The organism is Pseudomonas sp. M30-35 (assembly GCF_002163625.1).
Lineage (GTDB): Bacteria > Pseudomonadota > Gammaproteobacteria > Pseudomonadales > Pseudomonadaceae > Aquipseudomonas.
Genome location: NZ_CP020892.1, coordinates 4,155,802 through 4,168,532, shown reverse-complemented (window position 1 = coordinate 4,168,532; position 12,731 = coordinate 4,155,802). Strand labels below are relative to the sequence as shown.

Genomic DNA, 12,731 nt, shown 5'->3' with positions numbered 1-12,731 from the left:
TGGCAAGGGTAAATAGGGGACAGGGTAAATAGGGGACAGACCACGTTTTTCTAACTGATATTTTGAATTAAGCGTGGTCTGTCCCCTATTGTTTAAGGGATTAATTGATGATTGATAAAATTCAATATGTAAGTCGAAAAGGCTCCGTTGCGCTTATTGGATTAGGCATGAATACGAGCCAGTTTGATGATGTTGAAAACGGGCTGCTAGTGCACAACGAAGGGCCGGTGGGTGTCTCTTGGGTGAGTGATGTAAAAGGTAAGATTGATTTCGCCATCGCTGATGGTTGTTTGTATGCTTACCCAACGCCTGATATGTTGAAGATCATCATTATTTGCTCAAATGACGAAATCGTAGAGCCGAATAATGCTGTTGTTCTGAATGAAGGTGGTACTAGGTTTTGCCAGTTGATGATACCTGAACGATTATCTACGTCGGAGGGCAGAAGACTGCCGCGAGGTGGGCTAACTGGCTTTATGCAATGTGGCTGGTTTGATGATCCGAATTACATGAGTTTCGAGTGTTATATTGCAGACTCAGATTTTATTGAAAGGCGGCTGTTGAGAATGTCTGACTTTCAATTTGATAAGCAATATTTTTATACGTGGAGACTGTAGTTTTTGAAGTGGAAAAAGATAAGTAGGGTAAATAGGATGCAGGCCACGGTTTCTAGCTGATATTTTTGAATTAAACGTGGTCTGTCCTCTATTGTTCATTGAAGGTGTATTTAGAGAGGTTTTTGCCTTTATCAAGCTGTAAGTCGGTGCAAAAGCAACAGGCCAGACTTTACGAGAAGTCGAAATAAGCTCTGGTGGCAAGGGAATAAATAGGGGACAGACCACGGTTTCTAGCTGATATTTTGAATTAAACGTGGTCTGTCCCCTATTGTTAGATAGTAAGTGAGAGGGATTATGGATGCTTTTCAGTTTAATAAAGAAGTTAAACCTCTATTGAAGGGCTACTCCGCGGAGTATTCAACATTCGCCAACGGGGATTTTGGTAACCTTGAGCGGATAGAGTTGGAAGGTTTTAATAAACTGGCGACTGTAGAGTTTTGGTCTGAAGGCTGGATAGGCATTGATATATATGACTGCGCTTGTGATGAGCAGGTCATGAATGTTTTGCTTTCTCCAGAGGAGAAAGATCTTGCTCCTAAAGAATTTGAAAAGCTTCTAGACATATTGAACCGAAATAATTAATAAGCGGGTAAATAGGGGGCATAAGGTAAATAGTGCTTAATAGGGGACACCCATTAGCCGGTCCTGCGTCAAGATCCAAAGTTTACCCGCCCTGCTTTTTAACAGCAGGGTGTTTTCCTCGTTAAACCTGAACAGTTGAACCGGTCGAGTCCGTTTCCTCGCCTGTGGCTACGACCGAGTCGCGCCAGTCACCCATATGGATCAAGCGGTGGTGATTCTTTGTAGTACCGCCCTGGCGGTAATCCGCCCCAGAGAAACGTTGGTGCCGCCAATGTGTCCAAAACGTGTCACAGAACCGTGGCTCATGTAAAAAATACACGTCCAGTCTCTACGGGCTCACTTGGCAGACGACTCGGGTACAACACACTCAGGCGGTGACAGCAGACCTCCACTCAGACCCGTTGGCTCATCCTGCCCAGTCCCCGAATTGGCTGATCTGCTCTCACCTTATTCACCTCTTAGGCGAAACAGCGTTTGGCATCGAAAGGCTGTTTTTCCTTCAGGATGTGGTAGCTCGCACGCGCCAGTTTGTGCGCCAGCGCCTTGGTCGCAACCACGTTGTTGGTTTTGGCTTTCTTCTTCTCGAAAAAGCGTTTGGCGTCTTCACTGAAGCGCCGGGCAAAGTTGGCCGCTTCGATAAAGGCCCAGATCAAATAGGCATTGCCATTCTTGGTGTTGCCTTCACTCTTTTTCTTGCCGTTGGAATAATGAGCGCTATCCACGCAGCGAGCATACGAAGCAAAGTTGCCGACGTCGGCAAAACGCTCAATATTGCCTGTCTCTAGCATGATCACGATCGCTAGCACTTCGCCGATCCCTGGCATCGACTTAAGCAATGCGAACTCCGGGCGCAGTCGGGCGCCTTGTAGCAGTCTGGCTTCCAGGCACCCTATTTGGCTATTGAACGCCTCAATGATGGCGACGTTGGCTTTCATCGCCAGAGCCACATCGGGTGGCAGGCTCAGCCTGTCTACCGATGCGGCTGACAGGCGTTTGACTGCAGCGCTACTCAGTCGGCAACCCAGCTGACGAGCCATGATGTTTTCCACCGCCAGGATATGTTGAGTCCGGCTGCGCACTAACTGAATACGTTTACGGGCGAGATCGCGCAACGCACGCTCTTGCGGAGGATGAATATAGCCCGTGGGCAAGATCCCGAGCCGCAGCAGATGGGCCAAGAAAGCCGCATCGTCCTGATCATCGGAATGCTTTAAACCGTCATAACGTTTCATCGCCACGGTGTTGGCCAGCTTCACCTCGAAACCAGCGCCCTTCAAACCATCGACCAGCCAGTACCAGTTGTAGGTTGACTCCACCACCACGCCAGCTAACTCGGCACGATGCGGTTCGAGCAGCATCACGATCTTCACCAAATCGTTGGGGCAACGTCGACTGAGGAGCACTCGATCCGTTTCGTCGGTAATCACCACAACACTGTTGTTCGAATGTAGGTCAATGCCACAGAATTTCATCACGGCCTCCTTGAGCAAAAGACAATGTTCGCACCTTGAATTTTGCACCACCTCCGCGAGGTGGGGAGGCCGGCTAGATGATTCTCAGACCACGTTTTTCTAGCTGAGATTTTGAATTAAACGTGGTCTGTCCCTTATTGTCCTTACTGTTCCTTCGGCTTTTTGACTTCGCGCGCAAGGAAGTCAATGACCAGTTCTGCTATTTCCTCATTGGCCTCCTCCAGCGCAAAGTGACCGGCATCGAGGATATGCAATTCGGCATCGGGCAGATCTCTCTTGAATGCTTTCGCACCAGGCACGATGAAAGAAGGATCGTATTTTCCCCACAGAATCAGTGCAGGCGGCTGATGCTCACGCATCCATTTCTGCCATACAGGGTAGGACTTCACGTTGTTTTGGTAGTCGTAAAAGAGCGTGGACTGGATGGCACGCGAACCGGGTCGCGATAACATGGCAAATTCTTCGTGCCAGGCTTCCGGGTTGTAGCGCTGCGGGTTGGGGCTATTGCCCAAATGCCGTTGGCGGACACTTTTGAAGGAGACAAAAGCGTCCATCACTTCCGGATGGGCCTCCGGATCCTGCCAGTATTTGAACAATGTTCCCCATTTCGCACCCAACCCTTCTTCATAAGCGTTGCCATTCTGTACGATGATTGCATTGACCGCTTTGGAATTGGCCATAGCCATCCTGAAACCGACCGGGCCACCATAGTCCTGCATGAACAAGGCATAGTTTTCCATGCCAAGCTCTGACAGTAGCTGATTCATGGTGCGCGCAATATTTTCAAAGGTATAGCTGTATTGAGCCGGCGTGGGAGCATCACTAAGTCCAAACCCTGGGTAGTCGGGAGCAATGACGTGATAGCCCGCGGCCGCCAGCAGCGGTATCAATGGCGTGTACATTTTCGAGGTCGAGGGATAGCCATGAAGCAGTACCACCGCTGGCCCATCTGCTGGCCCAGCCTCACGATAAAAAATCTTCAATCCTGCGACGTCACGCCAGTGATAGGTCTGGCTGGTGGTAGACGAAATCAATGCCTGTTCTTTATTCATAATTGCGCCTGATTTGTGAGGTACAGATGTCTCAGTTTTCGAAATCGCGGGCTCAACTATTGATTCTTTATTAACGGTTTCTGCCATAGGTGATGTGCAAAAAAACAGAATGAATGAGATAACGATAAATCTTTCCATGCGATCTGAGCCTTGATTGGGCCGGCGTACGAAACGACGTCGGGTTGATTGAATAACCGAGGGTAAATAGGGGACAGCCCCCGTTTTTCTAGTTGAAACGGTAATAGCTTCGTCTCTGCTTTACCTTCGACCTTTGCATTCATTTACTCTAGTCTCAGGCTGTCGCGAAAAATTACAAAAAAATAAAATTAAATAGAGTAAATAGAGAGTAAATAGGGACAGGCCACGGTTTTCTGGCTGGGGTTTAGAATAAAACGTGGTCTGTCCCCTACTGCTTCTTGATAATGTAGGCGGGTCGGTAGAATAGTATGGTAAATGCTTTGTTCAGGTATAGATTCTATTTATTGTTTTTAATGGTTTTATGTTCTTTTTTAAAGTTGAAGACTTTAGAAGTTGGTACAAATAGTTTTTATGATGTTCTAGCTTTTCAGTTATATGTTGGGCAGGCCGTATTTTCCTATATGTCAGGTTGGAGGATTGTACTTTCTCCAGGAGGAGGGCTAGGGCGTGATGCTAATCCTTGGTTAAGGCTGGTGGTAAGTGCTTTAGCTTTTACTATGTACTGCATGTCATTTTTTTTTAATGGGTATGGTAAGGGATGGTTTTGATGTTAGGAATCATAGGGCGGGCCAAGGTTTTTAGTTGAAACGGTAATTGGTCCGTCTCTAGTTTACCTCCGCCATAAGTATTAATTTACTCTAGCCTCAGACAGTCGCGAATGGATAAGGAGTTTCCAATGCCACGTCGAGCAAGGTTATTGCAACCTGGAATGGCGCTGTATCTTATTCAGAGAGGAAACAACCGTTCGGTTTGTTTCTATAGCGATGAAGACTATCAATTCTATTCTATCTGGAGCACTTGGCAGATCAGGCGCAAAAGCATGGTTGTGCCGTTCATGCTTGAGTAATAAGGAACAGGCCACAGTTTTCTAGTTGAAACTTTAAATAAACCATGGCCAGTTCCCTACTGTTTTTACTCAACGTCAGATTTCAATCGACTCGAAACCGCGAGGAAGTTGGTCGTTGGGGCGGACGTCATGGCACATGACAGCCCACTCATATTTCCAGTCGAATGTTGAGCTTGGAACAGTTTTTTTCTTGGCTTGTTTTTTAGCTGGCTTCTTGGCTTTTTTCTTGGGTTTCGCGACGCCAGCGATATCTTGCATTACATGAGAGCCAAGACAGGTTTTACAGGTTACTTTGTTCGCGTTTGGGGTGGTATCCAGATTGTCGTTGTCTCTACCGCATGCAACCTGGTTATCGGTTGTTTCGTAGTGCATTACCATGGCGAGAACCTCTAGATTCAGCATTGTTCTTATTAAGACTTGTTGTCAGAGGTAAAATTCAGAATATTCCGTGTCTACTGTGGAGTCAGGCAGTATAGCTTGGCGTTTAGTCCGCAACTAAAAGAGGGCAACAGGGGACAGACCACGGTTTCTAGTTGAAACAGTAGTCGGTCTAATATTGATTTGCTCTAGCCTCAGACTGTTGCGAATGAAGCAGAATCTTCCAACACGTGGTCGAGCAAGTGTACCGCTCCTGAATGGCTTCGCTGATACTTGAACCCGCCTAAGCTTTAGCTTGAACTCATCACCCCAAAGCCGCGCGCCATGAACGTGGCGAACAGGGGGATAATCAGCAGCAACAACAATTCCACGCGAATCGTCATGGTCACCAAGAATTTTTCCCGGCGACTGATGACTGGCGGTTGCCCCGCGTTTAATGAGTTACGCCAGTTGAGGTATACGTAAGTCGGGTATACCGAGAGCAACCCAACCAGGATAAACAGCCCGACCTTCGTGTGGAACAGGCTGTTGGAAAGGTAGTACTGCCAGCCTTTGCCATACCAAATGACCCGGACTAAACCTGTAAGCAAGACCAGGCCTGCGCAGATACCATAGGCTATGTCAGTGAAGATCAGGCGTCGTGCGCGTGCTACGTCCAGCTCTTTACCGAACGTCACGTGCTCGATGCTGAGTAACGCGAATAAGCCAAAAATCGATAGGTAGTGCAGGTATGCCGCAATTGCTTCGCCCATGTGATCTTCTCTGTGATGGCTTGTGAAATGATTAAGAGGGTGTTCCCGGTTTTAGCTGCTCGGCAATCTCAACCCGATTGCGGCCATTATTCTTGGCTCGGTAGAGCGCGCGGTCGGCACGCTTCATCGCATCATGTCCGGTCTCGCCGCTGCCGATCAGGGCACAGCCGATGCTGATAGTCAGTGGCAGCTCGGTTTGCTCAAGGCTGAAGTCGCTGCTGCCGATTTTGCTGCGTATGCGCTCAGCTATTTGCGCCAACTCATGCTCGTCATTTACTTGGGCCAGTACGACGAACTCTTCACCGCCATTACGGGTGACGATGTCATGCGGGCGTACCGCTGATGAGATTCTACGTGCGGCTTGCCACAGCACTTGATCGCCGGCGGCATGGCCGTGGGTGTCATTGACCTGCTTGAAGCGGTCGAGATCACAAAACAACACGCCCAGATACCCTCCGCGATCGAGCGCTGCGCTGTGTTCGAGTTCAAGAAAGTGTTCCAGGCCTGCGCGATTCCACAACTGGGTGAGTTGATCGAGCATGGCTTTGCGTTGTTCACGGCTTAAGGCGGCGCGTAACTGTTCAGTCTGATGACTGACGCGGCGTAGTTTTAGGTAGCCTTCGGCCAGCGTCGCCATGTCTTTGAATAGTTGCATCTCGCTGGGGCTGAGCTTTTTCGGCTGCGAATCAATCAAGCAGAGAGTGCCCAGTGCCAAGCCTTCCTCGGAGAATAGCGGCTGGCCTGCATAGAAGCGGACGTAGGGGTTGCCGGTGACCAGTTCGTTGTCGCGAAAGCGTGGGTCACTATGGGCATCGCTGACTACAAACATTTCTGGGCTTTGGATCGCCTGATCGCAGAAGGAGATGCTGCGCGGGGTCTCGGCGACATCGAGGCCAATACGTGATTTGAACCATTGGCGATCACGGTCTATCAGGCTAACCAACACCGTTTGTACCGAGAACAGTTCACGCACTATTCGCACTATCGTGTCCAAATATGGATCGGCTGGTGTGTCCAGCAGTTCTTGGTCGTCGAGAATGGCTTGCCGGTGCATTTCGCGTTCGGGCAATTTGCTACTTAGCATCATGGGTCTGTGTCTCTTCAGTATTCCACCAACTATTGTGCCGGTTCATATAGTAAGCATAGGCGCCAAGGCTGACCCCGCGTATTGCCATGAAGCATAAAAATGCCATCCACAAGCCGTGATTGCCGAACCCCTGTAGCAACCAACCCAATGGCAAGCTTACGCAGACAGCAATAAGCATAGCGTTGCGCATTTCTCTGGCCCGTGTGGCGCCGATGAACAGTCCGTCGAGCAAGTAACTCCAGACAGCAAGCAGCGGGAGTAGTGCCAAATAAGGCAAATAGCTGTGAGCGGTTTCACGTACTGACGGAATATTAGTCTGCAGCTGAATAAACCAGTCACCTGCCAGCCAGAAAAATAACGCAAATAACAGGCTTGCGATTAATGACCAGCCGGTTGCCACGATCAAGCTGCGACGTAGGGCATTGCGATCCTTTGCGCCTAGCGCATGGCCACAGAGAGCCTCGACTGCATGGGCGAGGCCGTCCAGAGCATGGGCGGTGAGCAGCAGGCCGTTTAACAGCAGGGCATTGGCGGCAACGGTAGCATCACCCAAGCGTGTGCCTTGCACCGTGACCAGGAAAAACACCAGTTGCAAGCCAAGGGTGCGGATAAAAATATCGCGATTGACTGCCAATAGTGGTCGCCAGCTTAACCAGCGGCGTAAAGCCTGCCAATTCACCGAGCCACTGTATGGGCGCAACGCTTTGCGCGCGAGCCACAAGCCGAGGAGGGCGCCGGTCCACTCCGCTACGACCGAAGCCCATGCCGCGCCGCTAACTCCCCACTTCAGGCCGAGGACCAAAAACAGGTCGAGCCCGACGTTCAATATATTCGTGGTTAAAAGGATCGCCAGTGGGGCGCGCGCGTTCTGGGTGCCAAGTAGCCAGCCAATCAAGGTATAGGTGGCAAGGGCTGCTGGCAGGCCAAACAGGCGGATCTGGAAATATTCCCGGGCCAGTTGATTAAGCTCGGCCGAGGGCTGCATTAAACTCAGGGCCAACTCGCTAAAGGGTACTGCCAGCATAATCAGCATTACAGCCAACGCACCGGCGAGTAATAAGCCCTGACACAGTACCTGGCGCAGGGCACCGCCATCCTCGCGGCCAGCAGCTTGCGCGGCAAAGCCGGTGGTACCCATGCGCAGAAAGCCCATGGCCCAGGTCAGCAACGTATATAAAGTGCCGCCAACGGCTACAGCTGCCAATTGGTACGCGTGAGGTAGATGACCGACTACGGCGCTGTCGACCAAGGCAACCATTGGCACTGAGATATTCGACAAAATCATCGGTGCCGCCAGCGCCCAGACGCGTTTATGCGTTGGGCGATGGTGCCATGCTTCGGTTAAATGCTGGATCAATTTGGCTGCGCCTGAGTGCAAATCAAACAAGCATGGCAGGGCTCAGCAGAAAGATAAATCTACTTGGCTGATCAATTGACGCATCAATAAGACCAAGTCAGACGCTTTAGCGTGACTGTTGTGCGCATGGCTGTTTGGCATATCCAGAGAGGGTGATGGCACCTCTATTTAGCGGGCGGAGTTTTTACGGCATCGTGCTCTGATTTGTCTTTGGGTGGGCTTTACAATGGGTTGTGGCGTTTAGGGTTGCCATCATCGCGCTGTTGTCATACAACTATTGGGTTATGATGCATACATATTGACCATAGGCCTGAAGATTCATGCTCAATCAAAACAACCCACAGCTTCCACGTCGTAAGCATCGCAGCCTTGCTCAAGAGCTTGTCGCCGAGCTTTCGCAGCGCATTCGCGATGGTGAAATCAAGCGCGGAGAGAAGCTGCCAACTGAGTCAGCGATCATGGCTGCACAGGGGGTCAGCCGCACGGTTGTTCGCGAGGCGCTTTCGCGGTTGCAAGCCTCGGGTCTGGTTGAGACGCGTCACGGCATTGGTACATTTGTCATCGATATCCCTACCTCTAACGGTTTTCGGATTGACCCCGCCACCATCGTGACCCTGCGTGATGTGCTGAATATCCTTGAGCTGCGCATCAGTCTTGAAGTTGAGTCTGCTGGTTTGGCTGCGCAACGCCGCAGTCCTGCTCAGCTACAGGCAATGCGTGCAGCATTGGATGCATTGAAAGACAGCGTGGCTCATGCCAGTGATGCAGTCGCCTCTGACTTCCAGTTTCACGTGGCGATTTCCGAGGCAACGGGTAACCGCTACTTCACAGACATCATGAGCCACATGGGCACCAATATCATTCCGCGTACGCGGGTGAACTCGGCGACCTTGGCCCATGACGACAAAGGCTTGTACATGGCTCGCCTTGAGCGTGAGCATGAGCAGATATTCGAGGCTATCGAGCGTCAGGATGCGGAAGCTGCACGAGCTGCCATGCGTTTGCACCTGACCAATAGCCGTGAGCGCTTGCGTCAGGCCCACGAGCAAGCTGAAAGCGAAGCGCTGCAGCCTCCCGCGGCGCCATAAAACAACCCAGCCGCCAGGTTGCCTGATCATGGGGGCTGGATGAGCCGTAAACCTGCAAATCCTGCTCCTGGCAGCACACCCACCTTGATTGATGTCGCGCGGGTCGCGGGCGTTTCGCCGATCACCGTATCCCGTGCGCTAGGGCGCCCTGAAGTGGTTGCCGATAAGACGCGCCGACGTGTGCTTGATGCTGTGCGCGCCACCGGCTACGTGCCCAATCTTGCCGCTGGCGCATTGGCTTCGAGCCGCAGCCGCTTGGTGGCGATCATGCTACCGACCATTGCCAATTCAATCTTCTCCGACACCGTACAAGCGCTCACCGAGCGGCTTGCGCAAGCGGGCTATCAAACCTTGCTCGGCCTGACCGGCTACGCGCCTGAGCAAGAAGAGGCGTTGCTCAGTGCATTGTTGGGGCGCCGTCCGGACGGTATCGTCCTGACCGGCACCGAGCACACGCTGGAAAGCCGTCAACGTCTGGCACGGGTGGGGATTCCGCTGGTTGAGGCCTGGGATCTTTGCGATCACCCGTTGGACATGCTGGTGGGCTTTTCCCATGAAGCCGTTGGACGCGCAGTGGCGGCTTACTTACTGAGCAAAGGTTACCGGCGTGTCTCCGTCATCACTCTCGACGACCCGCGCGGCATCAGGCGCAGCGAAAGCCTGGCTCAAGCGCTTGCTGAGCAGGGAGTAGCCGCGGTGGCGATTGAGCGTTTGCCTGCACCAGCAACGCTGGCCACCGGCCGGGAAGGGCTGAGTCGCCTATTGGCCAAGCATAAAGCGGGCGATGTGGTGGTTTGTAGCTCTGACACCATTGCTCAGGGCGTGTTGGCGGAGGCCGCTAGCCGGCAAATGACAGTGCCTGCACAACTGGCGGTGATGGGCTTTGGTGACTTATCCAGCGCGGCGCACATGCATCCGCCACTCTCAACCGTACGCGTCGATGGCCTGCGCATCGGCCGATCGATTGCCGAAGCATTGCTGGAGCGCTTTGCTGATCCATCTTTAGCGCGCACGCCGTTGCGTTTAGATACTGGCTTCGAAGTGATTGAGCGGAGCACCACTTAAATTTTTTTGGCTGTTGAATGATTGCGCAATCATCTTAGAATCAAACGGGCTGTGTCTTTTCTCAAGCCTTGTGGTCTGGCTGTAATTGCTTAATCAGACCGAGCCACAGGCGCTATTTGATTCGCCAACGTGGAGACTCCAATGAACCAACAGCCCGCTATGACTTGTGCCGATGATGACCGTATTGCTTGGCTCCGTTTGCGCTCCGTGGCTTTGCCGCTCGCTAATCCGATTAGTGATGCCAAAGTCCTGACTGGCCGACAAAAGCCAATGACTGAAATCGCTATTCTGATTGCCGAGATTGAGACCCGCGACGGCCATAAAGGCATGGGCTTCAGTTATTCCAAGCGCGCAGGTGGCCCGGGGCAGTTTGCCCACGCGGTGGAAATCGCGCCGAACCTGATTGGTGAAAACCCTAGCGATATCGCCAAGCTTTGGGACAAGCTGTGTTGGGCGGGCGCGTCTGTGGGGCGTAGCGGTCTGGCAACTCAGGCCATTGGTGCATTTGATGTGGCGCTATGGGATCTCAAGGCCCGTCGCTCGGGCCTGTCACTGGCGCGCTTGCTCGGGGCTCAGCGCGACTCGGTGCGTTGCTACAACACCTCTGGCGGCTTTCTGCATACACCGCTGGAGCAGTTGTTGAAAAACACCGATATCTCCCGCGAGCAGGGCATTGGCGGGATCAAACTTAAAGTCGGCCAGCCAGATTCCGCGCTGGATTTGCACCGGGTTGCCTCAGTGCGCAAGCACCTTGGCGATTCCTTCCCGTTAATGGTTGATGCCAATCAGCAGTGGGATCGGCCGACGGCTCGGCGTATGTGTCGTCGCCTTGAGGATTTCCAACTGGTTTGGATTGAGGAGCCGTTGGACTGCTATGACGCTGAAGGTCATGCCGATCTGGTGCGTCAGTTCGATACCCCGATCGCCACCGGTGAAATGCTCACCAGCCCTGCCGAGCACTGGGAGTTTATTCGTCAACGCGCCGCAGACTACCTAATGCCCGATGCGCCGCGTGTTGGCGGTATTACGCCGTACTTACGGGTGCAAACATTGGCTGAGCAGGCGGGCATGACGTTGGCGCCGCACTTCGCCATGGAGTTGCATGTGCATTTGGCTGCAACCCATACGCGCGAGCCTTGGGTTGAGCACTTCGAATGGCTGGAGCCGCTGTTCGAGGAGCGCCTGGAAACACGTGACGGACGCATGCTGGTGCCGACCCGTCCAGGCCTGGGCTTGACGCTAAGCGAGCAAGTTGCAGGCTGGACTGTGCAGCAGGCTGAGGTTGGTCAGCGTCCTTGATCGTGTTCGTTGAGGACATGGTTTTCCAGCTTCGCGGCATTGAGCAGGGCTTGCCTGACCGCCGCGCAAGCTGGGTTGTCGTCGTCCTCGCGCCAGGCCAGATGCAGGATGCTGTGCATGCCATCCGGTAACTCGATGGGGCGAAAGCAGAGGTTATCCTGACGTAAGCGTGAGGCGCCCAAGGGCACCAGCGCCAACCCCATGCCCGAGTTGACCAGGGTCAGAATTGTCAGGGTCGAGCTGAGCTTCTGCACCACCTTGGGCTGAATACGGTGGGTGCGAATCAAGCCATTGATCAATTCATTGAAGGGCTGCCAGGACGACAGGATAAATGGCTGGGCGTCGAGGTCCTTGACTCGAATCAGTGCTTGTCCGGCCAGCGGATGCTGGCGAGGCACGGCGAGCACGAATGGCTCATGTAGCAGGCTCACGCTGGTAATTCCCGGTTGTGTCACCGGCGTTCGCACAATGGCTAAATCAATGCGCCTTTCGCGCAGCGCCTCGGTTTGCTCGAAGCTGGACATCTCCTGCAGCTTTACCTCGATGTCTGGTAAACGTTCGCGTAAATCGTTGAGCGCTCGCGGCAGCAAGCCATGAACCGCATTGGCCACGAAATTCAACGCCACCGAACCGATATCGCCAGCCGCAATTCTGCGTGCTCTTTGCGTGGCCTGTTCGGCTCGCTCAAGCAAACTGCTGGCCTCAATCAGAAAGGCGCGTCCCGCGGCTGTGAGGCTGACGGAACGGGTGCTGCGCTTGAACAAGCTGACGCCAAGCTGATGCTCCAACAACCGGATCTGTCGGCTCAACGGCGGCTGGGTCATATTCAGTTGTTCGGCTGCCCGGCGGAAGTTGAGTTCCGTGGCAACCATGGTGAAACAGCGAAGTTGGGCAAGCTCGAACATTGATTCAATTCAGGTATCAATGGGATGGTTAA

At 52.7% G+C, this 12,731-nt stretch carries 12 protein-coding genes; 5 read left to right on the top strand and 7 right to left on the bottom strand.

Features of this window, described 5'->3' with window-relative positions:
• Positions 1-107: 107 nt before the first annotated feature.
• Together B9K09_RS19220 and B9K09_RS19215 are read left to right on the top strand one after the other, a co-directional pair.
• On the top strand, positions 108-617 hold the full coding sequence (locus B9K09_RS19220; protein WP_087518324.1) for a hypothetical protein: 510 nt from the start codon (positions 108-110) through the stop codon (positions 615-617).
• Between the two features lie 294 nt (positions 618-911).
• Positions 912-1,199 (top strand): hypothetical protein, encoded by a 288-nt coding sequence (locus tag B9K09_RS19215; protein ID WP_087518323.1) that lies wholly within the window; start codon positions 912-914, stop codon positions 1,197-1,199.
• Between the two features lie 458 nt (positions 1,200-1,657).
• Here B9K09_RS19215 and B9K09_RS19210 read toward each other — a convergent pair whose 3' ends face one another.
• The 6 genes from B9K09_RS19210 to B9K09_RS19180 all read right to left on the bottom strand — a co-directional run bounded on the left by B9K09_RS19210 (position 1,658) and on the right by B9K09_RS19180 (position 8,339).
• Positions 1,658-2,671, bottom strand: a complete 1,014-nt coding sequence (locus B9K09_RS19210; RefSeq protein WP_087518322.1) for an IS110 family transposase — start codon at positions 2,669-2,671, stop codon at positions 1,658-1,660.
• A 143-nt stretch (positions 2,672-2,814) separates the two neighbouring features.
• The gene (locus tag B9K09_RS19205) at positions 2,815-3,723 is read right to left on the bottom strand and encodes an alpha/beta fold hydrolase (protein ID WP_087518321.1); all 909 of its coding nucleotides are present in this window, start codon (positions 3,721-3,723) and stop codon (positions 2,815-2,817) included.
• Between the two features lie 1,120 nt (positions 3,724-4,843).
• Positions 4,844-5,146 (bottom strand): hypothetical protein, encoded by a 303-nt coding sequence (locus B9K09_RS19195; RefSeq protein ID WP_087518320.1) that lies wholly within the window; start codon positions 5,144-5,146, stop codon positions 4,844-4,846.
• 290 nt (positions 5,147-5,436) lie between these two features.
• Positions 5,437-5,898: a DUF2214 family protein gene (locus B9K09_RS19190; RefSeq protein WP_087518319.1), complete on the bottom strand. Its 462-nt coding sequence runs from the start codon at positions 5,896-5,898 to the stop codon at positions 5,437-5,439.
• A 31-nt stretch (positions 5,899-5,929) separates the two neighbouring features.
• Entirely contained in the window at positions 5,930-6,982 is a 1,053-nt protein-coding gene (locus B9K09_RS19185; RefSeq protein WP_087519175.1) for a sensor domain-containing diguanylate cyclase, read from the bottom strand.
• Positions 6,972-8,339, bottom strand: coding sequence for an MATE family efflux transporter (locus tag B9K09_RS19180; RefSeq protein WP_177408743.1), 1,368 nt, complete (start codon positions 8,337-8,339; stop codon positions 6,972-6,974). Before B9K09_RS19180 ends, B9K09_RS19185 begins: the two co-directional genes overlap by 11 nt.
• A gap of 323 nt (positions 8,340-8,662) precedes the next feature.
• Here B9K09_RS19180 and B9K09_RS19175 point away from each other — a divergent pair, with 323 nt between their 5' ends.
• The 3 genes from B9K09_RS19175 (at position 8,663) to B9K09_RS19165 (ending at position 11,794) form a co-directional block, all read left to right on the top strand.
• Positions 8,663-9,430 carry a FadR/GntR family transcriptional regulator gene (locus B9K09_RS19175; RefSeq protein WP_087518318.1) on the top strand — a complete coding sequence of 256 codons (768 nt, stop codon included), beginning with the start codon at positions 8,663-8,665 and terminating at the stop codon, positions 9,428-9,430.
• Positions 9,431-9,469: 39 nt separating this feature from the next.
• Positions 9,470-10,495 (top strand): LacI family DNA-binding transcriptional regulator, encoded by a 1,026-nt coding sequence (locus tag B9K09_RS19170; protein ID WP_087518317.1) that lies wholly within the window; start codon positions 9,470-9,472, stop codon positions 10,493-10,495.
• A gap of 141 nt (positions 10,496-10,636) precedes the next feature.
• On the top strand, positions 10,637-11,794 hold the full coding sequence (locus tag B9K09_RS19165) for a mandelate racemase/muconate lactonizing enzyme family protein (RefSeq protein ID WP_087518316.1): 1,158 nt from the start codon (positions 10,637-10,639) through the stop codon (positions 11,792-11,794).
• On the opposite strand, the gene B9K09_RS19160 is transcribed toward B9K09_RS19165, so the two are convergent.
• Positions 11,782-12,699, bottom strand: coding sequence for a LysR substrate-binding domain-containing protein (locus tag B9K09_RS19160; protein ID WP_087518315.1), 918 nt, complete (start codon positions 12,697-12,699; stop codon positions 11,782-11,784). The genes B9K09_RS19165 and B9K09_RS19160 overlap by 13 nt on opposite strands.
• Positions 12,700-12,731 lie beyond the last annotated feature (32 nt).

Coding starts and splice junctions, on each gene's coding strand:
- B9K09_RS19220 (WP_087518324.1), top strand. CDS start 108: ATGATTGATAAAATTCAATATGTAAGTCGAAAAGGCTCCGTTGCGCTT.
- B9K09_RS19215 (WP_087518323.1), top strand. CDS start 912: ATGGATGCTTTTCAGTTTAATAAAGAAGTTAAACCTCTATTGAAGGGC.
- B9K09_RS19210 (WP_087518322.1), bottom strand. CDS start 2,671: ATGAAATTCTGTGGCATTGACCTACATTCGAACAACAGTGTTGTGGTG.
- B9K09_RS19205 (WP_087518321.1), bottom strand. CDS start 3,723: ATGAATAAAGAACAGGCATTGATTTCGTCTACCACCAGCCAGACCTAT.
- B9K09_RS19195 (WP_087518320.1), bottom strand. CDS start 5,146: ATGGTAATGCACTACGAAACAACCGATAACCAGGTTGCATGCGGTAGA.
- B9K09_RS19190 (WP_087518319.1), bottom strand. CDS start 5,898: ATGGGCGAAGCAATTGCGGCATACCTGCACTACCTATCGATTTTTGGC.
- B9K09_RS19185 (WP_087519175.1), bottom strand. CDS start 6,982: ATGCTAAGTAGCAAATTGCCCGAACGCGAAATGCACCGGCAAGCCATT.
- B9K09_RS19175 (WP_087518318.1), top strand. CDS start 8,663: ATGCTCAATCAAAACAACCCACAGCTTCCACGTCGTAAGCATCGCAGC.
- B9K09_RS19170 (WP_087518317.1), top strand. CDS start 9,470: ATGAGCCGTAAACCTGCAAATCCTGCTCCTGGCAGCACACCCACCTTG.
- B9K09_RS19165 (WP_087518316.1), top strand. CDS start 10,637: ATGAACCAACAGCCCGCTATGACTTGTGCCGATGATGACCGTATTGCT.
- B9K09_RS19160 (WP_087518315.1), bottom strand. CDS start 12,699: ATGTTCGAGCTTGCCCAACTTCGCTGTTTCACCATGGTTGCCACGGAA.